At 41.3% G+C, this 25,336-nt stretch carries 20 protein-coding genes; 6 read left to right on the top strand and 14 right to left on the bottom strand.

The window, feature by feature from the left end:
• The first annotated feature begins 139 nt into the window (after positions 1 to 139).
• Positions 140 to 1,312: a DUF3103 family protein gene (locus A9479_RS07850; protein WP_082918310.1), complete on the top strand. Its 1,173-nt coding sequence runs from the start codon at positions 140 to 142 to the stop codon at positions 1,310 to 1,312.
• Positions 1,313 to 1,604: 292 nt separating this feature from the next.
• Here A9479_RS07850 and A9479_RS07845 read toward each other — a convergent pair whose 3' ends face one another.
• The 4 genes from A9479_RS07845 to A9479_RS07830 form a co-directional block, all read right to left on the bottom strand.
• Positions 1,605 to 2,726, bottom strand: a complete 1,122-nt coding sequence (locus A9479_RS07845; protein ID WP_064663120.1) for an ABC transporter permease — start codon at positions 2,724 to 2,726, stop codon at positions 1,605 to 1,607.
• Positions 2,727 to 2,728: 2 nt separating this feature from the next.
• Positions 2,729 to 5,518 carry a ribosome-associated ATPase/putative transporter RbbA gene (rbbA, locus tag A9479_RS07840; protein WP_064663119.1) on the bottom strand — a complete coding sequence of 930 codons (2,790 nt, stop codon included), beginning with the start codon at positions 5,516 to 5,518 and terminating at the stop codon, positions 2,729 to 2,731.
• The gene (locus A9479_RS07835) at positions 5,518 to 6,522 is read right to left on the bottom strand and encodes an HlyD family secretion protein (protein ID WP_064663118.1); all 1,005 of its coding nucleotides are present in this window, start codon (positions 6,520 to 6,522) and stop codon (positions 5,518 to 5,520) included. Before A9479_RS07835 ends, rbbA begins: the two co-directional genes overlap by 1 nt.
• A gap of 354 nt (positions 6,523 to 6,876) precedes the next feature.
• The gene (locus tag A9479_RS07830) at positions 6,877 to 7,881 is read right to left on the bottom strand and encodes an endonuclease/exonuclease/phosphatase family protein (RefSeq protein WP_064663117.1); all 1,005 of its coding nucleotides are present in this window, start codon (positions 7,879 to 7,881) and stop codon (positions 6,877 to 6,879) included.
• A gap of 234 nt (positions 7,882 to 8,115) precedes the next feature.
• Between A9479_RS07830 and A9479_RS07825 the strand changes: the two genes are divergently transcribed.
• Positions 8,116 to 9,378, top strand: coding sequence for a valine--pyruvate transaminase (locus A9479_RS07825; protein WP_064663116.1), 1,263 nt, complete (start codon positions 8,116 to 8,118; stop codon positions 9,376 to 9,378).
• A gap of 405 nt (positions 9,379 to 9,783) precedes the next feature.
• Positions 9,784 to 10,983, top strand: coding sequence for an Nramp family divalent metal transporter (locus tag A9479_RS07820; protein WP_064663115.1), 1,200 nt, complete (start codon positions 9,784 to 9,786; stop codon positions 10,981 to 10,983).
• Positions 10,984 to 11,057: 74 nt separating this feature from the next.
• On the opposite strand, the gene A9479_RS07815 is transcribed toward A9479_RS07820, so the two are convergent.
• Positions 11,058 to 11,519, bottom strand: a complete 462-nt coding sequence (locus A9479_RS07815; RefSeq protein WP_064663114.1) for a hypothetical protein — start codon at positions 11,517 to 11,519, stop codon at positions 11,058 to 11,060.
• On the opposite strand from A9479_RS07815, the gene A9479_RS07810 reads away from it, so the two are divergent.
• Positions 11,504 to 12,685, top strand: coding sequence for a PQQ-dependent sugar dehydrogenase (locus A9479_RS07810; protein WP_082918309.1), 1,182 nt, complete (start codon positions 11,504 to 11,506; stop codon positions 12,683 to 12,685). The two genes, A9479_RS07815 and A9479_RS07810, sit on opposite strands and share 16 nt — an antisense overlap.
• Positions 12,686 to 13,001: 316 nt before the next feature.
• On the opposite strand, the gene A9479_RS07805 is transcribed toward A9479_RS07810, so the two are convergent.
• The 8 genes from A9479_RS07805 to lrp form a co-directional block, all read right to left on the bottom strand.
• Complete coding sequence (locus tag A9479_RS07805; RefSeq protein WP_064663113.1) at positions 13,002 to 13,328, bottom strand: YggL family protein; 327 nt, start codon at positions 13,326 to 13,328, stop codon at positions 13,002 to 13,004.
• Between the two features lie 356 nt (positions 13,329 to 13,684).
• Complete coding sequence (locus A9479_RS07800; protein WP_064663112.1) at positions 13,685 to 14,095, bottom strand: hypothetical protein; 411 nt, start codon at positions 14,093 to 14,095, stop codon at positions 13,685 to 13,687.
• A 344-nt stretch (positions 14,096 to 14,439) separates the two neighbouring features.
• Positions 14,440 to 15,744 (bottom strand): serine--tRNA ligase, encoded by a 1,305-nt coding sequence (gene serS, locus A9479_RS07795; RefSeq protein WP_064663111.1) that lies wholly within the window; start codon positions 15,742 to 15,744, stop codon positions 14,440 to 14,442.
• A gap of 9 nt (positions 15,745 to 15,753) precedes the next feature.
• Positions 15,754 to 16,134 (bottom strand): fluoride efflux transporter CrcB, encoded by a 381-nt coding sequence (crcB, locus tag A9479_RS07790; RefSeq protein WP_010389726.1) that lies wholly within the window; start codon positions 16,132 to 16,134, stop codon positions 15,754 to 15,756.
• Positions 16,127 to 17,470, bottom strand: a complete 1,344-nt coding sequence (locus A9479_RS07785) for a replication-associated recombination protein A (RefSeq protein WP_064663110.1) — start codon at positions 17,468 to 17,470, stop codon at positions 16,127 to 16,129. The genes crcB and A9479_RS07785 overlap by 8 nt, the downstream gene beginning before the upstream one ends.
• Positions 17,463 to 18,089, bottom strand: coding sequence for an outer membrane lipoprotein chaperone LolA (lolA, locus tag A9479_RS07780; protein WP_013464761.1), 627 nt, complete (start codon positions 18,087 to 18,089; stop codon positions 17,463 to 17,465). The genes A9479_RS07785 and lolA overlap by 8 nt, the downstream gene beginning before the upstream one ends.
• On the bottom strand, positions 18,089 to 20,578 hold the full coding sequence (locus tag A9479_RS07775) for a DNA translocase FtsK (protein ID WP_064663109.1): 2,490 nt from the start codon (positions 20,576 to 20,578) through the stop codon (positions 18,089 to 18,091). Before A9479_RS07775 ends, lolA begins: the two co-directional genes overlap by 1 nt.
• A gap of 196 nt (positions 20,579 to 20,774) precedes the next feature.
• Positions 20,775 to 21,254, bottom strand: coding sequence for a leucine-responsive transcriptional regulator Lrp (gene lrp / locus A9479_RS07770; RefSeq protein WP_008110073.1), 480 nt, complete (start codon positions 21,252 to 21,254; stop codon positions 20,775 to 20,777).
• A 139-nt stretch (positions 21,255 to 21,393) separates the two neighbouring features.
• Between lrp and ald the strand changes: the two genes are divergently transcribed.
• On the top strand, positions 21,394 to 22,515 hold the full coding sequence (gene ald / locus A9479_RS07765; RefSeq protein WP_013464758.1) for an alanine dehydrogenase: 1,122 nt from the start codon (positions 21,394 to 21,396) through the stop codon (positions 22,513 to 22,515).
• A 118-nt stretch (positions 22,516 to 22,633) separates the two neighbouring features.
• Here the strand turns inward: ald and pssA are convergent, their stop codons facing one another.
• Positions 22,634 to 23,959 carry a CDP-diacylglycerol--serine O-phosphatidyltransferase gene (pssA, locus tag A9479_RS07760; RefSeq protein WP_064663108.1) on the bottom strand — a complete coding sequence of 442 codons (1,326 nt, stop codon included), beginning with the start codon at positions 23,957 to 23,959 and terminating at the stop codon, positions 22,634 to 22,636.
• 276 nt (positions 23,960 to 24,235) lie between these two features.
• Here pssA and trxB point away from each other — a divergent pair, with 276 nt between their 5' ends.
• Complete coding sequence (gene trxB, locus A9479_RS07755; RefSeq protein ID WP_008110078.1) at positions 24,236 to 25,186, top strand: thioredoxin-disulfide reductase; 951 nt, start codon at positions 24,236 to 24,238, stop codon at positions 25,184 to 25,186.
• The last annotated feature ends 150 nt before the right edge of the window (positions 25,187 to 25,336 follow it).

The raw sequence follows: 25,336 nt of genomic DNA, 5'->3' as shown, positions 1-25,336 counted from the left end.
TACTCTATCACAGCGTCTTGGTATTTTTTTAGAGTCTGAGCGCAACTTAAAACCAGTACTAATTACGTATTTTATAATTTTTATTTGAGTATTTATTCTAAGTGTTGTTTTATAGTGTTACTGATAACGGAACGGTAAAATGAATATGATGAATAAAATAACCAAATGCTTGGTAACCTTAGCGCTATTGAACTGTGTATCAGCGCCCGCTTTTTCAGCTCAATATGAAATCGAAAAAGGTGAAAACTTGGCTAAGTTGGCGCAATACAAAGACGTAGCCACCATTAAACGCAATTTCGCAAAACAAATAGCGCTTAATTACAGTGTATTAAACGCTGATCTTAAACAAACGCTAAGCCAATATAAACTGGTTTTGAATGCGGATCAGCTACCGTCTTTAGGTATGCACACACAACAAAATACTCGTTTAGCAAACAACGCGTTACAACAACTGAAAGGTTTACCACAAAACACCGGTAGTTTGTTACAAGTGCGTTTGGCAAGCGATAAAATGCTTAGCGCTTGGCAGCAAGGCGAACGCCCTTTATTTGCATTTGCACCCGCTGGTGACGATACGCAATGGAGCGAGATTGAAGCGTTCGATCAGTATGGTGACATTCATTATCTTAGTGTTGACCAAATGCCGACCCAACCTGTCTTTATTGTCGAATTAGATCAACAAAAAGTACAAGATGCGGGTATTGCAGTAATGAGAGGAATTTTATCTGCTAACAAATTCAGTAAAAGCACGGTTAGTCCAAAAAACCAGTTAAGCAATGAACAACCTCTGCAAACCAGTGTATTGAAAAAAATACGCTTAGAAGATGACAATGAACCATGGATCTCAGGTGGTGCTGAAATTTATGCCATTGTAACGGGTATCGACCCCACCCGAGATGAACCAATATTAGATATCGTTGATTTACCTTATTTAGATCATGACAAAACCGATTACAGCCCTAATCAGGTGCTAATTCATTGGCAGCGTTATCGTTGGCAGGCGGTTGATTTACTCTTAATGGAACAAGATGACAACACCAACTATAAAACTCTAGCAATAAAATTATTAGAAATATCAGAGCAAGTAATGGCGAGCATTCCTGATTTACAAGCGCAAGGTTATGCCATTATTCCTAAGCTGACCAATGAACTACTTAAAGCAATGCCGGATGAGTGGTTTACTAATAATGACGATTATGTTGATGTTTTTTACACGCTGTTTGAAAACAAAGACTATCAAGAATATAAAGGAGCAAGCAGTAATGCGACCATTACGCTATCTCCTTTAGAAATTAACCCAAGACTAAACTAAGTCATCCCCATTCGCTTAATTATTATTGCGGATGGTATCTTCAGTAGCCACCCATTAGCGCTTTAACGTTAACGGGTGGCTTTATCTTAAACAGCCACTTTTTTGAAAACACGCGTTATATTTAATACCAATCTGCTTGGATATGGGATCTATTTTAACGATAAGAAAATTGCTCTATAACTAGGCAAAATTTTTGATATCTAGTTGTTCTAAATGAAAAATTTTTAACAACGTTATAGGGTGATTTAATTCGTTAAATTGTTCAAATATTTATGCAGGTTGGTATATTACCCTAACCTTGCGCCACTGATTTACGAAAGCGCATTAATGCAACAGTAAAAAACACACTGCCAATAACAGTTAATGCTAAAAAGTAAGGCCAAACTACATCCCACCCTGCTCCTCGGTATAAAATAGCTTGAGCAAATTTTACAAAATGCGTTGTTGGCGCCAATAACATTATATTTTGCACCACCTCAGGCATACTTTCTCGCGGCGTAACACCGCCAGAGAGCATTTGTAATGGTAATAAAATTAAGATCATCAATAACCCGAGTTGCGGCATAGTGCGCGCCTGCGTGCCTAACAATATGCCCAGTGATGTGGTCGCAAATAAATGAATAGCAACGCCAAATAAAAATAAGCCTGGCGAGCCATGAACAGGCACTTGTAACAAACCTTCGATCACAATAAATAATGAAAACGCAGTTAGTAATAAAATCACTAACCCATTGGCCCAAATTTTCGCCATCACTATTTCAAAGGGGCTCAATGGCATCACTAATAAATGCTCTAATGTGCCGTGTTCGCGTTCACGGATCACCGCGGCGCCAGTTAAAATAATCGAAATCATTGTGATCATGTTCATCAATTCCATCACGCTACCAAACCATACACTTGTCATGTTTGGATTAAACATAATGTGCGCCGATTGCTTTATTGGCAGTGAATAAACGGTTCTATAACCTTGCACAAACTCATTTACTTCACCGTTAATAATAGTTTGAATATAGTTATCACCAATAAATGCTTGCGACATACGCGTAGCATCTATATTTACTTGAATCGTAGGTTGCTTAGCTGCAAGTACATCACGCTCAAAATAAGGCGGGATATTAAGCACAAAAGTATAACGGCCATTATCCATAGCTGAGTCAACATCGCTTAATGAAAGACTGTCTGGTGTTTTAAAGTATGGCTCATAAAAGGCATTAATAATACGCTTGGATAATTGCGATTGGTCGTGATCAACAACTGCAATTGGTGCATTATTTAACTCTATCGACGTGGCTGAAGCCACTACATAAATCAGCCCAGTAAAAGCAAAAAAAACAAATAGCAGTAAAACCTTATCACGCCATAAACTACGCAACTCTTTAATACCTAAATTAATAATGTTTCCGCGACGTTGCATGGCTATTTGTCCTGCTTTGGAAGTAAAAATACACTGGCCAGAGTCAGCACGGGTATAAAAGCGAATAAAGGCAGTAGCTGGGCTGATAAATCAGAAAAATTAAGCGCTTTATTAAAGACCCCCCGACACGCCTCTAAAAAGTAGGTGGTCGGAAACAGTTTGCCAATAATCGCCCCAAACCCTTCCAAGGAAGAAACAGGGTCAATTAGCCCACAAAAGTTAACGGCAATCATTAACACCACCACCGTAGTGGCTGCCAGTGCTGAAATTTGTGTTTTTGTAAAAGCCGAAATTAACAGCCCCACTCCGGTAGTCGCTGTAACATATAATAATGCAGCCAAACTAAGCGCCCAAAAGCTGCCTTTTAGCGCCACACCAAACACAGTAATAGCAAGTGCAACTAAGCCAAAAAAGCTAATCATACTCACTAAAATGTAAGGCAGCTGTTTGCCAATAATAAATTCCAGCCGATTAACCGGTGTTACATATAAGTTTATGATTGAACCCAACTCTTTTTCGCGCACTACGCCAAGCGCCATCAATATTGCAGGAATAAATACCAATAGTAGTGGAATAACCGCCGGCACCATGGCCTCAATGCTTTTAAAATCTTGGTTATAACGATAGCGAGATTCAATATTAGCTGGCACTAAGTTTGGTACTTGTGCATAAGTGCGCAAAGATAAGTTGGTTAAATAGCTGTAATACACGCCGCTCATATAACCATTAATCGTTTCTGCCCTAAACGGCATAGAACCATCAATCCACACTACAATTTCAGGTTTACGGCCGCGTTTAAATTGCTGAGCAAAGTTAGGTGGAATTTCAACGGCCACGCTTAACTCACCACTGCGCATTCGTTTATCAAGTTCTTGCGGGCTTTTAATATCTGCTTTTTGAATAAAGTAACGCGAACCTGCCATATTTTGAATGTAGTTGCGGCTCTCGGGTGATTGGTCTTGATCTAGTACCGCAAAGCTTAAATCTTCAACATCAAATGTAATGCCGTAACCTAAAATAAACAGCAAAATTATCGAGCCCAGCAAAGCAAACGTTAGGCGAATAGGATCGCGCCACAACTCTAGCGTTTCGCGATGCGCATAACCAAATAACCGCAACAAACTAAATGTGGGGTTAGTGTTATTTTTACGAGTAGCGGGCGCTGTAGCCAATGCTTTGGGTTTATCCGTTATCGATACTTGTATCGCCGAGCTTGCTCCCGCTGCATTTACCGCCTCTTCTAAATATTCAATAAAGGCAGCTTCTAGTGTGTCGGTATTACGCGCTTGGCACAGTGCAGCTGGCGTATCGCTGGCAAGTATTTTACCTGCATGCATTAACGAAATTCTATCGCAACGTGCCGCTTCATCCATAAAGTGAGTCGAAATAAAAATAGTCACGCCTTGTTCGCGCGAAAGCTCAATGAGTAGCTGCCAAAAGTCATCCCTTGCAACGGGGTCTACCCCCGATGTGGGCTCATCAAGTATGAGCATTTCAGGGCTGTGTACTACCGCAACAGCAAGCGATAAACGCTGGCGAATACCTAGGGGCAAATCGGTAGGAAAATCGTCACTGTATTTTTTAAGGTTAAACCGAGTAATTAAATCTTTAACGCGCGGCTCTATTTTCTCTGCGGGTAAGTGAAATAAACGTGCATGCAATACCAAGTTTTGCTTCACTGTAAGCTCGTTATAAAGCGAAAATGCTTGTGACATAAAACCAACGCGTTTGCGGCTTTCGATGTTATTGGCATCGACCTTTTCACCAAACAATTTTGCTTCGCCACTGCTTGCCGGTTGTAACCCCGTAAGCATTTTCATTGTGGTAGTTTTTCCACAGCCATTTGAGCCTAAAAAGCCAAAAATTTCACCTTGTTCAATACTCAAGCTCACCTTGTTAACGGCGGTAAAATCGCCAAATGTTTTACATAATCCATTTGCTTCTATAGCGAACTGAGTTGTGTTTATGTCTTGTTTACGAGGTGGCACAACTAACCGCTGATGATCATGGCGTTTTTCTTCAGGAAGTAATGCTATAAACGCCTCATCAAGCGATTCTTTGTTAGTTTGTGCTTTTAGATTTTGTGGGCTGCCCGTACCGATTACTTTTCCATCGTCCATAGCGACTAGCCAATCAAAATCATCGGCTTCTTCCATGTAGGCCGTCGCAACCAGTACGCTCATCTGTGTATTTTCAGCGCGAATACTGTTTATTAATTGCCAAAATTGACGACGCGATAGCGGATCAACTCCGGTAGTTGGCTCATCTAAAATTAATAATTGAGGGTCATGGATCAGTGCGCAGCACAAACCGAGTTTTTGTTTCATCCCACCAGAGAGCTTTTCTGCGGGGCGATCAGCAAATGCCTCTAAGCCTGTACTTTTTAAAAGGTTATTAATTCGTTGTTTTCGCTCGGCTTTATTTTGAGAAAATAGACGACCAAAAAAATCTATATTTTCAAACACAGAAAGTGTTGGATATACATTTTTGCCAAGCCCTTGAGGCATGTAAGCAATGCGTGGCGACACCGTATTACGAAAACCACTGCTGCGCATATTGCCGTTTAATACCTCAACCTCCCCCTCTTGAATCGCCCTTGCCCCCGCTATAAGTGCCAGCAAGCTTGATTTTCCTACGCCATCAGGGCCTATAAACCCGACCATTTTCCCGGCAGGTAATGAAATACTAATGTTGTCCAGCACGCGATTATTAGCATAGCGATGGCTCACCTTAGTAAGCGTAACCACACTTTCACTTGGTGGCTTTTGAATGTTTTTATCGTCGTTATCCATTATTCAGGCACTCGTACCTGTAATGACGTAGGCCAATTTTTTTCAGGCGCTAACAACACATAAGCAAGCCCTGGCACCCCTGTTTTTACTTGTTTGATATGATCTTTTAATAACTGCGAATCGAGCTTTACCTTAACTCTAAACATCAGTTTATCGCGCTCGTTTCGGGTTTCTACCGATTTAGGGGTAAATTGCGCCTGTGCAGATACAAACGTCACTTTAGCCGGCAATGTATACTCGGCAACAGCATCAATAACAATGCGCGCTTGTGAGCCTATTGTTACCTTGCCCGCTTGCGCTGTTGGTAAATATATACTCATATAAACATCGGTTAAATCCAATAACGATAAAACCTTGCCACCACCGCCAAGCACTTCGCCAGGCTCAGCTAATCGATACAATATGCGTCCATTGATTGGTGCTGTGAGCGTGCTGTCGGCTATGTTGCTTTGTAATCGCTCAATACGTGCCTGCGCTGCTTCTATTTCAGCATCCGACTGCACAACTTTTACGTTTGCCGCGGTTAAAGCAGCTTGGGCAATAGCAGAGGTGGTTCGTTGTTGATCAACCACTTCTTTTGAAATATGGCCTTTTTCTAATAATTTTGCAGAGCGGCGCAATTCAGTTTGTGCAAAATTAAGCTCACTTTTATGCTGCTCTACAATCGCTAATGCGTATTTACGAGACTCATTGGCAACACGAAGCCCCGCCTCAGCTTCACGTAACTGTGCGTTTAAATCATCAGTATCAATAACCGCTAACGTTTGACCCGCTTTGACCATATCGCCTTCTTGCACCATAACGTCAACTAAGCGGCCCGGTAATTTTGTAGCAATATCGTACTCAGTCGCTTCAATTCGCCCATTTCCATAGGCAACGCTGTCAGGGAGTTGATCAGCAAATGATGTAGGCTGCAAGGTTTGCCAAGCATACCAGCCAGCCCCCCCCACAATGACCAATACAGCGAGCTTACTCAAAGATTTGAACGTTGATTTAATTGTCATGTGCTAAAACTCCATGTATGTATAAAGTAATGTAAGTGAGGGTAGTCAAGGTAAAAATTTTTAGGATACACCACGCTATTTGTTATATGATAGCAACCCTGCTTTGTAAGTACAACAAGGGTAGTTGTTATAAGCGATTTAAACGAACTTAAAAATCCAGCGTCACTAATTTACCACTCTCACCGTTAATAAAGATGATGTGGATCAATATAAATTAGAGTTAATGCACTAATTATTAGTGATTTTTTAAAACAGAGGATAAAAGAAAGGGAAAACATCAAGGCACCTACTGAGCGCCTTAATACTAATTATGTCAGCGGCAGATTAGCTTACAATTTATAGTAACAAAACCCGCTACGACCTTAATGCTAAGCTAATCAATACCACGCCATGATCGGTGCTTAAATCATCACGCTCAAATTCAGGGTTAATTAAATGACGATCGTAAGTATGGTACTGGCTCACCTCAAAAAAGCTGTCGTCGTAACTTGAGTCAAACTCGCAAGACAACAAAATGTAGTCAAGCACTAAGCTGCTCGCGCCAAAATAATGGGTAGGCTTTCGCTTTAAATCCACTGTATTTTGATTAGCCAAATTTAATTGCGACTTTGCAAATAACTGCCACGCATCGTTAAGGCAATATTTTGCAAGGTAAGTGTTACTGTCAAACGCAGGGGCAAAGCGCAGTGTATTTGTTAGTAAATGGCTTAAAACGCCATCGGCTAAGTCGTTGTTAAAATCGCCCATTAAAACCATTGGGTTTTGTGAAGATTCGCGGCGTGCAATGATGTCCATCATCAGTAATGTGGCTTCACTGCCGCGCTGAATAGTTGAGCCCCAAGTCCCTGCTATATCGGCTTTTAATAGCTCGATAATATTTTTTTCGGGTGTGAGGTCTTTGTTTTGCTCATCAAGCTCTATCATTGAGCGCTTAGACTTAAAATGCACCACATAACAATCCGTGTTGCCGATATGCGGTAAAGTTATTGTAGCTCTAAGCACCTTTCGGCTAAATGTAAAATCATCAGTTAAACCAAGGCTTTTAGCAAGCTCATGGTCATGCTCAACACTTGCCACTTCAGCAATTGGGTATTTTGCGGCTATTGCCACAACAGGGCGTTTGTAAATAAAGTCGTCGATTACCTGGGGCTCATCTACCACGGCAAAGTACGCATAACCTTGCTCTTTAACTAATTCTTTAAGCGACTCAATACTAAATACTTCTTGAAAACCAATCACATCAGGCTGATGTTCGGTTAAGTAATTTACAAGCCAACGCTGCTTTTTAGCCCACTGCTCTGCGGTGTATATGCGTTCAAATTCATAATAGGCATTAGGCGGCTCAAGGTAATTAAACAAGTTAAAAGTGGCAATTTTAAGAATCGTATCAGTAATAACCGAATCGTCTGCTGTGGTGTTTAAAGGTGTTTTAGTGTGTGATTCAAGGTTGCTGATAAGGCTGCCCTACTTAAAATATGAAAAACGATTATAGCGGGTTATCGCTATAGTAATCTAAGCGGTGAAAATTTTTCAATATCAAATTCATAGTGTTAATTTACACTAACTTATCATTTTTTAAGGCACACGGTCATTATGGATTACTCAAACTTCGGCACTAAATTTACTCAACCTAATGGTATTACTCAGTTAATGGAAGATTTAGGCGATGCTAAAAACAGTAACAATCCAAATATTGTTATGCTCGGTGGTGGTAATCCGGCCTTAGTGCCTGAGGTTAATAATATTTTTATCAATGAGTTACAAAAGCTTGTTGCTAATAATACACTTTCCAACGTATTTGGACTTTACGATGGCCCAACGGGTAATGATGCATTTCGAGCAGCTCTGGCCAAGCAACTAAAAAGTGAATACTCATGGGATTTAACCGCAAATAATATAGCGCTTGGTAATGGCAGCCAAGCCAATTTTTTTGTGTTATTTAATCTGTTAGCTGGCAGTATGCCTGATGGAAGCCATAAAAAGGTTTTATTTCCGCTGGCACCTGAGTATGTAGGCTATGCAGATCAAGGCTTAACTGACGATATGTTTGTAGCAATAAAGCCCGATATCGAAATTTTAAATACTGAAAGTGGATCAAACCAATTTAAATATATCATTGACTTTAAAGCTGTTGAGCAAGTATTAGCAAGCGACAGCAGCATTAGCGCACTGTGTGTATCGCGCCCGACTAACCCAACAGGCAATGTCATTACTGATGAAGAAGTACAGCATCTCGATTTATTGGCAAAGCAATATAATATCCCACTGATCATTGATAACGCCTACGGCGACCCATTCCCAGGGTGTATTTATACCGACGCAAACTTAACCTGGAACTCAAACATTATTTTATGCATGTCACTTTCAAAGCTTGGCCTACCGGGTTTGCGAACCGGTATTGTAGTGGCTAACAATGACATAATTAAAGCCATTGGCCGTGTAAATGGCAGTATGGTTTTGTCGCCGAACAGTTTTGGCCCAAGTTTAGTAACGCGCCTTATTAATGAAGATGAACTCCTTCCGCAGTGTAAAAATTCAGTGCTGCCTTTTTATCGAGAAAAAGCACAAACAGCAATGAACTTGTTTGATGAAATATTTGCCCACCTCCCCGTTTACTTACACAAAGTAGAAGGCGCATTTTTTATGTGGCTGTGGTTTAAAGAGGCAAAAATAACCAGCGAACAACTTTACCAAAAGCTCAAAGAGCAGGATGTTTATATTATTCCCGGGCATAATTTTTTTATTGGTATTGATGATGCTTGGGCACACAAACACCAGTGTATTCGCATTAATTATGCAACCGATGCCAGCACTTTGCGAAAAGGCTTAGAGGCCATTAAAGCCGTGATGGCATGAATTGGGTGATATTTAGGGTATTCAAACCCTCTGTTTGAATACAATGCGTTCAAAGCGTTTATAGTGCCTATAGTTATTGGCATAAACCTGTGAACAATTTAAGGTTATTCAGTCATCCTCTAAGCCGTTAAATAAGCCCTAAACTGAGGTAAGCGGTTATTACTGTTATTTATTGATTGTATTAATTTTGTGCAAACGCGCCACACCCCCTTTAAATTTATATATAAGTTGGTATGCTACGCGACCTTTTTTAACATATGATTATCATCAAAAAAGGGTTTGCCAAGGGGCGGCTATCGCTGCAAGGCACTTAATATAAGTGGCAGCAATAATACAGGCATCGCGTTATAAAACGTTAGATGTAACTTTAAATAGCAATATACAAAAGTACTATTAAGGTCAATTATGCGATTAGGACCAGGACTACTCGTCACCGCTGCCTTCATTGGACCAGGGACTATTACGACTGCCAGCGTGGCAGGTGCAAACTTTGGTTTTGCACTAATATGGACATTACTGTTTTCAGTTATTGCCACCATATTATTACAATCTATGGCGGCGCGCCTTGGCGTAGCCACCGGGCAAGATTTAGCGCAAGCGCTAAGAGCTCACATTGAAACTCCCCTATTTAAATCTCTCGCTATATTTTTAGTGATCAGCGCCATTGGAGTAGGCAGTGCCGCCTATGAAGCTGGCAACCTTAGCGGTGCCAGCATGGGATTAATTGAAATATTTCCTCATGTTAATGCCCAGCTTTGGACGCCACTCATTGCATTTTTAAGTGCGGTGTTACTTTACAGCGGTAAACACAAAGTCGTTGAAAACGCGCTTATTTTATTAGTGATTTTAATGAGCCTAGTGTTTATCTCTACGTTAGTTATGGCTGCTCCCTCGCTGAGTGATGTGTTAGCAGGGTTTATTCCTAGTATGCCTGAGGGTTCAATTACCACCGTATTGGCATTAGTGGGCACCACCATAGTGCCGTATAACTTATTTTTACACTCAGGTGTTTTAGCTGCAAGACACGACAGCAAAAGTGATAAGCAAAAAGTTATTAAGCAAACTAATGTAGATACGGGTGTGTCTATCACCTTAGGTGGCGTGATCACGCTGGCAATTTTATCAACCGCGTCAGTGGCATTTTATGGCACAGATGCAGGGCAAATTAGCGCTGCCAACATGGCGGTACAACTTGAGCCATTACTTGGCGATGCTGCCCATTACTTTTTTGCTATTGGCTTATTTGCAGCAGGTTTAACCAGCGCAATAACAGCTCCCCTTGCCGGTGCATATGCAGTATGTGGCATGTTAGGTTGGTCAAATAAAATGGATAACACCCGCTTTAAAAGTGTCGCCATTGTTATTTTATTATTTGGTGCCGCCGTGGCGTCTCTGGGTTTAGACCCTGTCGCGGTGATAATTTTTGCCCAAGCAGCTAATGGCTTATTACTGCCTATTGTAACCACCTACCTAGTGTGGCTGGTTAACCAAAGCTCTGTAATGGGCAAATACACCAACTCAATGTTGGTAAACTTACTTACTTTACCGGTGTTAGTGCTTATTTTTGGCTTAAGTGGTTACAAGCTGTTTAGTTTGATTTTTTGATATCACGACGCAATTTATACACACAAAAGCCGCTATATTAATAGCGGCTTTTTACATTGCTGACCAATACTGACTTAAAAGCCCTGATGCGCTGCCTTGTGCTTATTTTCCTTAATGAGTTTTGCAAATACATAACCCCCTACTGCACCTGCAAATAATTGCGCATAAAAACCCCAACCTCTTGCACCTGCAATAATAGTAATATTCATAATAGATTCAATCGCAATTAACGCCGTTGCAAACGCTACCACACCCGCAATGGTAAATAATTGTACCCCCTGATTTTTAAGCTTTTTCGCAATAAACCAAGCCACTAAAAATGCAATACTCAATGCAATCGCAATAATAGCGCCATAGGTCGGTAGCAAGCCAAGCCAATCTTCAAGGGTTAAGTGAACACGATCATTAAAGCCCACTACTACACCTACATTAACTAATTGATTGACAACGTATTGACTATGAAACAAGCTAGCAAGAGTGAATGTAAGCAACCAAGAAACTAAAAATGACGGGAGTATACGTGTTAAAAAATGCATGGTTATCTCAACTTAAAATGAAACTTTTTTCTTACACTAGCAAAGGCTTGCAGGGTAAACAATCTTTACGTTGTATTACGCTACTCGCGCTTTTAGTGTTTTCGTGTAACGCCAGTGCCGAGCTACCAACACAGCAATACACTGCTGATACCTTAGCAACAGGCCTCAATTCACCGTGGAGTATGGTTAAACTCCCAAATAATACCTGGTTAGTCACCGAGCGTGATGGCCATGTTGTCATCATTAAAAACAACCAACAAACCCGAGTTAAACTAGATTTCGAGGGCTTATACGTTGCAGGGCAAGGCGGTTTACTCGACATAGTGCTTTCGCCAAATCACAGTGAATCAAAAGAAATAATATTCACTTACGCTCAAGGTGAGCTTGATGCAAACAGGCTCGTTATTGCCAAAGCTACGTTTGATGGCGAGCAATTTTCAACGCCAAAAATTATTTATAAAGTCGCCACCGATAAGGGCACACCGCAGCATTACTCTGGCCGCGCGCTTGTACTGCCCGATAACAGCTTACTGTTTTCAAGTGGTGATGGCTTTGACTACCGCGAGCAAGCACAAGTTATAACCAGCCAATTAGGTAAAGTGCTACGAATTAATTTAAATAGCACTATTCCAACCGATAACCCGTTTATTAAACATGAAAACGCTAACGCGCATGCCATTTATTCACTCGGGCACCGTAACTTGCAAGGCTTGGTTTATGATTACGATACACAACAAATTATTAGCCACGAACACGGCCCCGCAGGCGGCGATGAGCTCAACTATTTAACGGCTGGCACCAATTACGGCTGGCCAGTAATAACCAACGGAGATGACTACTCGCAAGCACGTATTTCTCCCTTTAGAGACTACCCTGGAATGGCTAAACCAAGCGTAGATTGGACGCCCTCAATCGCCCCATCAGGCATGGCGTATTATGGCTCTAACCATGCAGCCTTCCCTTCACTGCAACGCCATGTGCTTATCACGACACTGGTCGATAAAAAGCTCTACAGTATTAATTTAGCGAATGGTGAATACACCCAGACTCATATTTTTCCAGAAGCCACAGGCAGGCTCAGAGATGTGTTTGTCACTGCTGAAGGTAATGTGGCGATATTAACGGATGGAAAAGAGGCAAAGCTGATGTTGTTTAAAGCAAATTAATTTACAAAGAGGATAAGAGACGCTGCGCTTTTAGAGGTAAGTAGCGGCTTGAATTAAGCCGCTTTAATAGCTTTAAGAACTCTGTTGGGTCGCACCTTCGGCTTAACCAACCTACTTTTTAACGTAGGTCGGATAAGTGGCGAAGCCACGCCATCCGACAAAAGGATGAATTTACTTGAGACAACCCGACTTATCACGCCGTGCTCAATATGCAAAATAGCGGCTTAAATTAAGCCGCAATAAGATTTAAGTTCTGATATATGAAGTTAATATTTGCTCATTTTGGTCTTCAACCAAATAATCTTTAGATAAATCATTACACTGCGTAGTTTGCATCAACTAGTTGACTAACAACAATATTTGAAATGTTTTCTTTAGACTTTAACCAAAGCTCAATGTCTGCTCTATCTTGGTTAGTCGCCGAACCAAAACGATGAACAGAACAAATAAAGCCACTGAATGACTTACAATCACCTCCACCAGCAATACAAAGTTTTCTTTTATCGATGAATTCTAAAAGCTCATCTAGCAATAAATCAAACTCTTCCTCTGTTACATTTAAATTACAAGTAAATTCAAAACCTAGAATAGCAAATTCATCTAAATACAATTTCTTACGTAATCGTCTACTTTTAGTACTCATAAATATCCTTTGGCATATGACGCCAACTTATTAATCTGCCAATGAGGTACATAGAGTAAGTTATAAGGAAGAAAAATCCAAAGATAATTTAATATTTAACAAATAGTTAGAACTTAACTAATTACGCTCAATTGTTATCTGAGTACTTTTTAATGAAGATATTTATTCACAAAGAGGATAAGAGACGCTGCGCTTTTGTGAATTTAAGTTCTGATGTCTGAAGTCAAGATTTGACCACTTTGGTTTGAAGTCAAGATTTGACCACTTTGGTTTGAAGTCAAGATTTGACCACTTTGGTTTTATTTTTGCGCCGTGAAAAAATTGGCCTGCTTGCGGAGTCAGGTTTGATGCGTTTGTTAGGCATTTTTCAACAAGTCGTAGAAATGCTCATAGAATCGATATTTAGGGCAATTCTTAGGCGTAATATCTTCAATGTACCCTAAGTCTTGCATATATAGAATCGCAGCGTTTAATTCTGGATGTATATCAGTGTGGTATTCGAAACTTGGCTCAGATTTATTCACTGAAGTCCGGCTACATTTAATAAAAAAAGTGCGGACACCAGCGAAATCAGGATTCTTTACGTCCTCAATCATCTCTTCAATGATTGTTGGAAATTTTAGTTTGAGAGATTCCCATTGGTTGAACTCCGCTTTTGTGCTTTCCTTTCTGCGTCGTTGATCTGTAAATTTATTACCATAAAAAGTGCCCGCTGCACCGGTAAAACCGCCAACGACAAATCCAACAGCTAGGGAAAAAATGTCCATATACTCTCCTAATGCCTAACAACTCTGTATCCTACATTTGTCGCTTTATAAACCAACAAATGTCAAAATATAATAATTAATCTAATGTAACCAGCGAATAAGCGCATGTAAACAATTAGTTAGCTCTCATCTAAATTTACTGGATGTAGAAAAACACCAAAATGGTGGAGATCAGTAATATTAGACAAAAGAGTAATGCACTAATAAATAAAAAAACTTAGACCTTTTTCTTTCCCCTTTCACCTTCTCCATACAACAAAAAAAACCGCTGTTCGTTAAAACAGCGGCTTTCTTTCTAAAGCTTATAGCTAAAAACTGACAGCTGTCAGCTGTCAGCTAGTATTTTACGCTTTGCCAATCACTTCAAGTCCACCCATGTATGGGCGTAATACTTCTGGCACGACTACTGAACCGTCAGCTTGTTGGTAGTTTTCTAGTATCGCAACTAGTGTACGCCCTACCGCTAAACCTGAGCCGTTTAGTGTGTGTAAAAGCTCTGGTTTTTTAACACCTTCACGACGAAAACGTGCTTGCATACGGCGTGCTTGGAAATCAACCATGTTTGAACATGATGAAATTTCGCGATAGGTGTCTTGTGCTGGTAACCATACTTCTAAATCGTATGTTTTAGCTGCGCCAAAGCCCATGTCGCCCATACATAAAATCACTTTACGGTATGGCAATTCTAGCGCTTGTAAAATTTGCTCAGCATGGCCTGTTAGCTCTTCGAGAGCTTGCATTGAATCTTCTGGTTTTACAAGCTGTACAAGCTCTACTTTATCAAACTGGTGCTGACGGATTAAACCGCGTGTATCGCGACCGTAGCTGCCTGCTTCACTTCTAAAACATGGCGTGTGCGCTGTTAGGCGAATAGGTAAATCGCTTTCTTCGTAAATTTCATCACGTGCGCTGTTTGTAAGCGGTACTTCTGCCGTAGGAATAAGGCTAAAGCCAGCTTGCTGCTCGCCATCATCGTTCACTAGGCCTAACGTGTGGAATAAATCGCCCGCAAACTTAGGTAATTGGCTCGTACCGTATAGGCTTGCGCTATTAACTAAGTACGGTACATACATTTCTGTGTAGCCGTTTTTATCTGTGTGGGTGTCTAGCATATATTGGGTAAGTGCACGGTGCATACGTGCTACTTGGCCGCGCATTACGGTAAAACGTGCGCCACTAATTTTAACGCCCATTTCAAAGTCTAAGCCGTTTAGGTCTTGCCCTACGTCAACGTGGTCTTTAACTTCAAAATCGTACTTTTTTGGTGTACCCCAAGTTAAAATTTCTACGTTGTCGTCTTCGTCAGCGCCTTCTGGTACCGACTCGTCTGGTAAGTTTGGAATTGCTAAGGCAATTTGTTTAATTGCTTCTAACACTTCGTCTTGCTCAGCTTTAGCTGCGTCTAACTCGCTGCCTAAGTTAGCAACTGCGTCTAGCAATGGCTGTGCATCTTCGCCTTTTGCTTTTGCTTGACCAATAGCTTTAGCACTGGCGTTACGTTGACTTTGAAGTTCTTGCGTTTTTACTTGTAATGTTTTGCGTTTTTCTTCAAGTTCAGTCACTACCGCTACATCTAGCTCATAACCACGTGCGGCTAAACGTGCTGCAGTTTGTTCGACATCTTGACGTAAATATTTAGAATCTAACATGTTAGTTTTTTAACCTTTTTGCATTACTAGCTGAAGGCCCAGCCAAGCCATAAAAATACACACCATCACGTTTAAGATGATATTGAGGGCCATTTTAATAAAGTGACCTTGTTGTAATAACAACAACGAATCCATTGAGAATGTTGAAAAGGTGGTTAACGCACCTAAAAAGCCAATTCCGATGAGGGTTTTAGCAGGACTGACGGCAATAACTTGTTTATCTATTAAACCGTATAAAATGCCCATCAACAATGAACCCAGAATATTAACCGTCAACGTGCCAAAAGGGAATCCCCTACCGAGGAGTTTTAGCATGGTTTCGCTAATAAAAAACCGTAAACAGGCTCCTGACGCTCCGCCAAGGGCTATCATCATGTAAAGTTTAATCATGCTCATAACGTTTTATTGGGCTTTGTGCGTCGCGCTCTTTTAAATAATCGAGCTTTTGTTTAATTTTTTGCTCAAGTCCACGATCACTTGGCTGGTAGTATTGTTTGCCATCCATTTCTGGCGGTAGGTATTTTTCGCCAGCAGCAAATGCGCCTTCTTCATTATGCGCATATCGATACTCTGCGCCATAGCCTAAGTCTTTCATTAAATTAGTGGGGGCATTACGTAAATGCTCTGGTACTGGGTAGCTTGGCTCGTTTTTAGCATCTTGTTTGGCTTGATTAAACGCCATATAAACCGCATTGCTTTTAGGTGCACTGGCTAAATACAAGGTGGCCTGCGCAATAGCACGTTCGCCTTCACTTGGGCCAACACGTTGGAATATATCCCATGCATTTAAAGCCACTTCCATCGCGCGTGGATCGGCGTTGCCGATGTCTTCTGTGGCAATCGCTAATAAGCGCCTTGCAACATACAGCGGATCGCCGCCACCGGCTAAAATACGGCAGTACCAGTAAAGCGCGCCATCGGGCGAACTGCCCCGTACTGATTTATGAAACGCCGAAATTAAATCGTAAAATTCATCGCCGCCTTTATCGTATTTAGCTAAATGCGTAGGGAGTACTTGGCTCAGTACCTGTTCGTCTACGTTGTACTTGCCGTTTTGCTCAGTGGTTAAATCGACTGCTTGCTCGAGTAAATTAAGCACTTTACGAGCATCGCCACCGCTTGCTTGGCACAGCGCTTGTTTAGCGTTATCTGCAATCACGATTTGCTTTTGGCTAAGTTGTTCGTCTTGTTTGAGTGCGCGCTCTATTACTGTGTATAAATCGCTTTCCTGCAAGGATTTTAATACATACACCCTTGCGCGAGATAAAATCGCGTTATTAAGCGCAAACGAGGGGTTTTCGGTAGTGGCGCCTACAAATATAAAAGTGCCATCTTCAATATGCGGTAAAAACGCATCTTGCTGAGACTTATTAAAGCGGTGTACTTCATCAACAAACATTAAAGTGCGCTGACCACGGCTTTGTAAGTTATCGCGAGCTTGGGTTACGCTATCGCGAATATCTTTTACGCCAGCGGTTACTGCCGACATTTGAATTAGTTCAGCGTTGGCATGGTTGGCAATAATTTGCGCCAGCGTAGTTTTACCTACCCCCGGCGGCCCCCATAAAATTAAACTATGGCAGCGCCCTGCTACTATCGCTTGATGAAGAGGTTTATCAGCGCTGAGTAAATGTTGCTGCCCTATATAATCGTTAAGCGATAAAGGGCGCATACGCGCAGCGAGTGGGCGCACATCGGGCCCAAAGTTAAATCCTAAATTACTCACCGTTACTCTGATCGTCTATTTCTACACCCGCTGGCGGGGTAAATTCAAAAGTTGTTTTATCAAGCTCAGTATTAACCTGTGCATTGCTAAATGTAAACGCAGACAGCTGGCCTGAGTTATCTTTAACTACCAGTTTTGCAAGCCCTTGCTCGTTATCAGCAAAAGTAATATCAAGCTGCTCTACTTGGCTTTCTACGCCTTTATTTGGGGTAATGCTAAAGCCTAAGTCAGTAGCGATCACGCTGTATTTTTCCCATTGCGCAGGGTCTTTAGAGGTGAGCAATATAAACGGCGTTGAGTCAATTAAACCGCTGGTTTTCATAATGGTTACTTGCTCAGCAAAGCTATCAAAGTAATAGGTTTTATCGCCGTTTGATACAAATAAAGTGTCGTCTGGGTTAGTTTGCTGCCAGCGGATCATTAATGGCTGTTGCAACGCAATATTGCCTTGACCTTGCATTACCAGTTGGCCTTCACCGTCGGTTACGTTCTGTTTAAATTGTGCTTTAAAGCTTTTTAAGGTCGATAACTTATCTTGTAATGCTTGGCTGTCGTCAGCAAAGCTTGGCATCGCCACTAAACTGCCCAATACCAATAATAAACTGTTTAATTTTTTCATTAATTTGCTCCATTAGGTACTAATACATCGCGCGCCCCGTTGTGTCCTGGTGCACTCACGATACCTGATGTTTCCATTTGTTCTACTAATCGTGCAGCACGGTTATAGCCTACACGTAATTTACGTTGCACTGACGATACCGATACTTTACCGGTTTCTATTACAAAGGCGACCGCTTCGTCGTATAACGGATCTGACTCTTCATCGCCATTTTCGCTGGCTTCACCTGGTAATAGAATATCTTCCGTGGCATCGCCATTTAAAATCTCGTCTATGTAATTTGGTTTAGCACGGGCTTTCCAATCGTTTACCACAGCATGTACTTCATGGTCGTCTACAAACGCGCCATGCACACGCTCAGGTACACTGGTACCTGGCGGTAAATAAAGCATGTCACCCATGCCTAATAAATTTTCTGCGCCTTGTTGATCAAGTATGGTGCGCGAGTCTATTTTACTTGATACCTGAAACGCCATACGTGTAGGTATATTCGCTTTTATTAAACCGGTTATTACATCAACCGACGGACGCTGTGTTGCCAAAATTAAATGAATACCCGCAGCACGGGCTTTTTGCGCTATACGGGCAATTAACTCTTCAACTTTTTTACCTACAATCATCATCATGTCGGCAAATTCGTCAATAACCACCACTATGCTAGGTAATTTATCTAGCTCATCAGGGCCGTCTTTCATGCCGTCGGTGTCTTTAAATAATGGATCCATAATTGGGTAGCCCGCTTCTTTGGCTTCCATTACTTTTTGATTGTAACCTTTTAAGTTACGTACACCTAAAGCCGACATCAGCTTATAGCGGCGTTCCATTTCACCTACACACCAGCGCAGTGCGTTAGCCGCTTCTTTCATGTCGGTCACAACTTCACATAATAAATGCGGAATGCCTTCGTATACTGAAAGCTCAAGCATTTTCGGGTCAATCATGATCATACGAACATCTTCAGGGCCCGATTTATACAGTAAGCTTAATATCATTACATTAACGCCCACTGACTTACCTGAACCGGTTGTACCAGCTACCAGTAAGTGTGGCATTTTACCTAGGTCGGCACACACAGGTTGCCCTGCAATATCTTTACCTAGCACCATGGTTAATGGCGAGGGATTTTGCTCAAACTTAGGCGCGTTTATGACTTCTGATAAACGTACAATTTCACGGTATTTATTAGGCAACTCAATACCGATATAGGTTTTACCTGGAATAACTTCAACCACGCGCACACTAATTGCCGAAAGTGAACGCGCTAAATCTTTTGACAGCCCTGTAATTTTAGACACCTTAATACCCGGTGCTAAATCAAGCTCAAAACGAGTAACAACAGGCCCTGGATATACTCCAACTACGGTTGCTTGTACGTTAAAATCGAGTAATTTTGTTTCTACAAGGCGCGATACACTATCAAGCTCTTCTTGCGAAATTGGGTTTTTAGCTTTGTCGGGTCTGTCGAGTAAATCAAGTGATGGCAATGGCCCCGGAGGTGGCTCTTGCTCTAATAATTGCTCAAACTTTTCTTTTGCAGTTGGCGGCGGTTGAAACCCTGATTTTGGCTTGTTAATTGGCCTTGCTGGTGAAACCACGGTTGTTGCTGGTTTTTCAGGTTCAACCACAGGGCTTTGATCCAGCGCGTTAAGTGCTGCCTCGGTGTCCATAGGTTCATCGTCTATGGCGCTAAAGCTAATTTCTTGATCGAGTATTTGGTCAAGCTCGTCAAACGGCATAAATTCGTCGTCTTGAGGGGCGTTTACTTTAGTTGTTGGTTTGTCGAGTGCTTTTGGTTTGTCTGCTACTTTATTAGCAAGATCAGGTTCTTGTTGGCGTGTATCGTCTTCAAAATAAGCATCGGGTTGCTCGTCTTGTACTTTACCTGCAATGCGTTCGCGTTGCATCCAGCCCCGGGCATAGGTCACCAAAAAGCGGTATAACCGAACAATTAAATCACCTAAGTAATCAACAAATTGTACCCACGACACACCCGTTAACAATGTTAAGCCTGCAAAAAAGAAACACAGTAGTAAAATAGAGGTACCGGTAAAATTAAACGCTGGCATCATGGCTGATGCAATCACATCACCCACTACCCCACCGGATGAAAAGTTATAAATATCATCAAAATTAATACTGCTAATAGCGGTTGCTGAGGTAATAAACAGCGCAAAACCAATAATGCGTAATCCAAGTGTGGTGTAATCGAGTTGTAAAATACGGTGTGGCTGCTTAAACACCAAGTAACCTAGCAGCTGAATAGCCGCTGGCACAAAATAGGCAAGCCAGCCAAAGGTAAGTAATAGTATGTCGGCCACCCACGCGCCCGCTGTACCCGTAATATTTTGTACGTTGGTAAATTCACCCGTTTGCGACCAAGCTGGATCGGCAGGATGAAAACTAATTAAAGCACATAAAATAAATACCGCTGCAAAGGTGCTGACGATGAGCCCCGTTTCTAATAGTCTTTGTACACCGTTTAGGCGCATAATTACCTATCCCTCATTATTATTTTTTACACTCACTTGGCAATAGAATACCTTAGCAGGAAATGTATTTTGATGCACTTTATCTTAACCATGATGGCCTGATTATGAACAAGTTTTTATTATTTAGTCGTACACTTATTAAAAAAGCAAAGTTGGCTGCAACAATAAAAGTATATTAAAGGCTGTTACTCTATCATTAAGCAACAAAAGGACGAATAACGACGCCCTCTTCACCTTTTACTTCTTCCATGACTACATAAGTGCGGCTTTCACTCACATTAGGCAGCTTTAATAGTATATCACCGAGCACGCCTCGGTATTCTGACATATCGTTAACCCGGGTTTTTAATAAAAAGTCGAAATTACCCGAAACCAAATGACATTCTATAATTTCTTCGTGCTTTCTAACAGCGGCACTGAACTCTTCAAATACGTCGGGCGATGTTTTGGTAATGGTTACTTCTACATACACAGAAAGCCCTTGGCCAAGCTTGGCAGGATCAACCACGGCTTTGTAGCCTAAAATATATCCTTCGCGCTCTAGCTTTTTCACTCGCTCTAGACAGGGCGTGGCGCTTAGGCCAACTCGTCGGGCCAGTTCAACATTTGACAGGCGGCCATCGAGTTGTAATTCGACTAAAATCTTGCGATCAATACGGTCTAATAAGTTATGCATAGCTTTTTAGTTTTTTATTCTAATAAAATCGATTTAACAGATACTAACACTACAAAGACCTTAAAAAAAGGTGAGACACACTACCCTAGCATGAATATAATAGTGAAAAATTTTTATCCCGTTCTAACAAGGCAAAATTATGATTATTGGTGTACCTAAAGAAATTAAAAACCATGAGTACCGTGTAGGTATGGTTCCTGCGAGTGTTCGCGAACTTGTAAATCACGGCCACCAAGTGATTGTTGAAACTAACGCTGGTATGGGCATTGGTTTTACAGATGATGATTATGTTCAAGCAGGTGCTGAAATTTTAGAAACAGCTGCTGACGTTTTTGCAAAAGCAGAAATGATCATCAAGGTAAAAGAGCCACAAGCTGTTGAACGTGCAATGTTACGTGAAGACCAAATTCTTTTCACTTACCTTCACCTTGCACCGGATCTTCCACAAACTGAAGACCTTGTTAAAAGTAAAGCAATCTGTATTGCTTATGAAACAGTGACTGACGCACGCGGCGGTTTACCACTATTGGCACCAATGAGTGAAGTAGCGGGTCGTATGTCTATTCAAGCAGGTGCACAAGCGCTAGAAAAAGCAAACCACGGTCGTGGTATGTTACTAGGTGGTGTACCAGGTGTTGAGCCAGCTAAAGTTGTTGTTATTGGTGGCGGCATGGTTGGTCGTAGTGCTGCACAAATGGCGGTTGGCTTAGGTGCTGAGGTTGTTGTACTTGACCGTAACATCGACGTACTACGTGCACTAGACGCACAGTTTGGTAACAAAGTTAAAGCTATTTACTCAACAGCTGACGCGCTTGAAAAGCACGTATTAGAAGCTGATCTAGTAATTGGTGGCGTGCTTATCCCAGGTGCTGCTGCACCTAAACTAGTGACTGCTGAACACATTAAAGCAATGAAGCCAGGTGCTGCTATTGTTGATGTTGCCATTGACCAAGGTGGTTGTATTGCCACTTCTAAAGCAACTACGCACGCTGATCCTACTTTCATCGTTGATGAAGTTGTTCACTACTGTGTTGCTAACATGCCTGGTGCTGTTCCACGTACATCGACGTTTGCACTTAATAATGCAACATTACCGTTCATCATTAACCTTGCAAACAAAGGTTACAAAAAAGCACTACTAGATGACGCTCACTTCTTAAAAGGCTTAAACGTAATTAAAGGTCAAGTAACTTACAAAGAAGTAGCTGAAGCGTTCAACATGGAATATGTTGACCCACGCACTGCAGTAGAAAACGCGTAACTATTATTGTTACCGCTTATACCTAAGTCATTATTTAGGTATAAGCATTAAAAAAGCAGCTAATTAGCTGCTTTTTTTGTATCTAAATTTTAGGGTCTGTGGTCAACAGACCCTCGTATTATATAAATCGTTTAATAATAAAATCGACTTTTACGCGCTTAGCTTGACCAAGCAGTTTTTTCACCGGCTGCGGGTAATCGTCCATGGTTTCTAAATCATTTGGACCGGTTAAACGACGACAATGCTTTAAAATTTCTTGGCGTTCATTATCAATGTCGCGCATTATCGTTTGCTCAGGATCTTCTATCAGGATGCCATTTTCGATATCGAGCCCCCACGCGCGCGGATTTAGGTTATGCCCACTGAGTAAATGTACTTTGCGGTCGCAGCAAATCCCTTTTAGATGGAACGAGTTACTCTCGTGTTTCCAAAGGTATACGTTTAGATTACCATTATCTATGTGGCGTTTTTGCGATTTTACAAACTTGTGCAAAATAGTTTCGTATAAATACGGCAGTGCACCAATTTTACTAAATGGCTCGCTAGGTGGCAGATAAAAATCGTTTGCGGTTTTATCGCCCACCACAATAGTCACCTGCTTACCTTGCTTTAATAAGCGACGTAAAGAGCGCATTAAAGGCGCTGGAAAATTAAAATACGGCGTGTATAACACCAACTCTTGCTCGGTGGTATCAAATAACGCTTTAATTAAGCGATTGAGCTCGTTATTACGACGGCCTAACCCTAAAAATAAACGAATACCCATTGCATGGGTATTAAACTCTTGCGCATTTTTATAGCTTGCCGATTTAAGCTCACGCATAAGTTGCTTTTGTTCAAGCTTAAAGTCAGCCATGCGTTTAAGCGGTCGTTGATCAATTCTTGGTACCGCTTCAGAGCTTAATAAAGTTGATTCGATAAAATCGACTACTGAGTCACATAAATCGCTTTGCGAGACTAAAAAGTAGCGATCGAGCCGGTATCGGTCGCTATATTGCAAATACACATTATTTAAACTGGCACCGCTGTAGAGCAGTGTGTCGTCAATAACAAAGCCTTTTAAATGCAACACCCCAAACAATTCTTTTGCCTTTACGGGGACACCATACACTTGAACGTTTGAATTAAATTTTTCTAAATCGTCGCAATATAAGCTTGCATTGCCCTCTGACTTTTCAGCTCCAATTAAACCGCGTTGCGCACGATGAAAATCCACCAATACTTTTATCTCAAGCTCAGGATTAGCTAACGAAGCACTGTGTAGTGCAGCTAATATTTCACGACCCGCTTCATCATCTTGTAAGTAAAGTGTGGTGATATAAATTCGTTTTTTTGCGTTGGCAATTAAATCTAACAATTGCGTACGGTATTCTTGCGCATTGGTTAAGACGTTAACGTCTTTTGAAGTCAACCCAAATGCGGGTTTCTCTTGCCAAAATAACATAGTTGCCTATTCACTTAGGTCACATAATTAAGCAGTGACAAATCAAAATTAGTTAAAAGATAACAAAAAAAATCAGGCTGGTCATGAATTAACGTCGTTTTATTGGCTAACAGTCTATTTATTAGTCGAGCACTGCTTGTAAGTCATTTGCTAGTACACATTAATGAACAGCTTCGGAATTTGCGAAAAAAAATAATCTCATCTTTTATTTACTTCCTGCTTGTTTTTCTTAGAATCGGGCGCATTAAAACCGTATTAAACGTTTAGGAAAAGATCATGACTGAAGCAAAACATTGTAAGTTACTTATTTTAGGTTCGGGCCCTGCAGGCTATACAGCTGCAGTTTACGCTGCACGTGCTAATTTAAACCCTGTTTTAATTACAGGTATTCAACAAGGTGGTCAGCTAACAACCACTACTGAAGTTGAAAACTGGCCTGGCGATGCACACGGTTTAACCGGCCCTGCATTAATGGATCGTATGAAAGAGCATGCAGAACGCTTTGAAACTGAAATTGTGTTCGACCACATCAACAAAGTTGACGTATCTAAGCGCCCTTTCACACTAACCGGTGACCAAGGTACTTACACCTGTGATGCTTTAATCATTGCAACAGGTGCCTCTGCTAAATATTTAGGCTTAGAGTCTGAGACGAATTTCCAAGGTCGTGGCGTTTCTGCTTGTGCAACCTGTGACGGCTTTTTCTATAAAGGTCAAAAAGTAGCGGTTGTTGGTGGTGGTAATACAGCGGTTGAAGAAGCGTTATACCTATCTAACATTGCTGATGAAGTTCATGTTATTCACCGTCGTGATAGTTTCCGTAGTGAAAAGATTCTTGCTGACCGCCTTGCTGAAAAAGCAGCGAACGGTAACGTTGTCATGCACTACAACCGTACACTTGATGAAGTGCTTGGTGACCAAATGGGTGTTACCGGCGTTCGCATTAAAGATGTGGCATCAGATGCTACTGAAGAACTTGATTTAGCGGGTGTGTTTATTGCCATTGGCCATAAGCCAAACACTGATATGTTTGAAGGTCAGCTAGAAATGAAAGACGGCTACTTAGTAGTTGAGTCTGGTCTTAACGGTAATGCAACACAAACTAGTGTGCCAGGCGTATTTGCTGCCGGTGATGTGTCTGATCATATCTACCGTCAAGCAATCACTTCTGCGGGTACTGGCTGTATGGCTGCACTTGATGCAGAACGCTTTTTAGATAATCTGTAATTTAGAATCTAAATTAGAAAAGGGCTGAATTTTCAGCCCTTTTTTGTGCCCAAACATAACTGTACTAACACCAAAATTCATTGTACTTATAATTGAAATTAGTTTTATTTATACAATTAATGGCTTAGGTGCGATAGGATCCAAGGGTGA

Source organism: Pseudoalteromonas sp. MQS005 (assembly GCF_001661605.1).
In the GTDB taxonomy this organism is placed as follows: Bacteria; Pseudomonadota; Gammaproteobacteria; order Enterobacterales; family Alteromonadaceae; genus Pseudoalteromonas; species Pseudoalteromonas tetraodonis.
The sequence above is the reverse complement of the archived record's forward strand: the minus strand, read 5'-3'. Positions and strand labels throughout refer to the sequence as shown.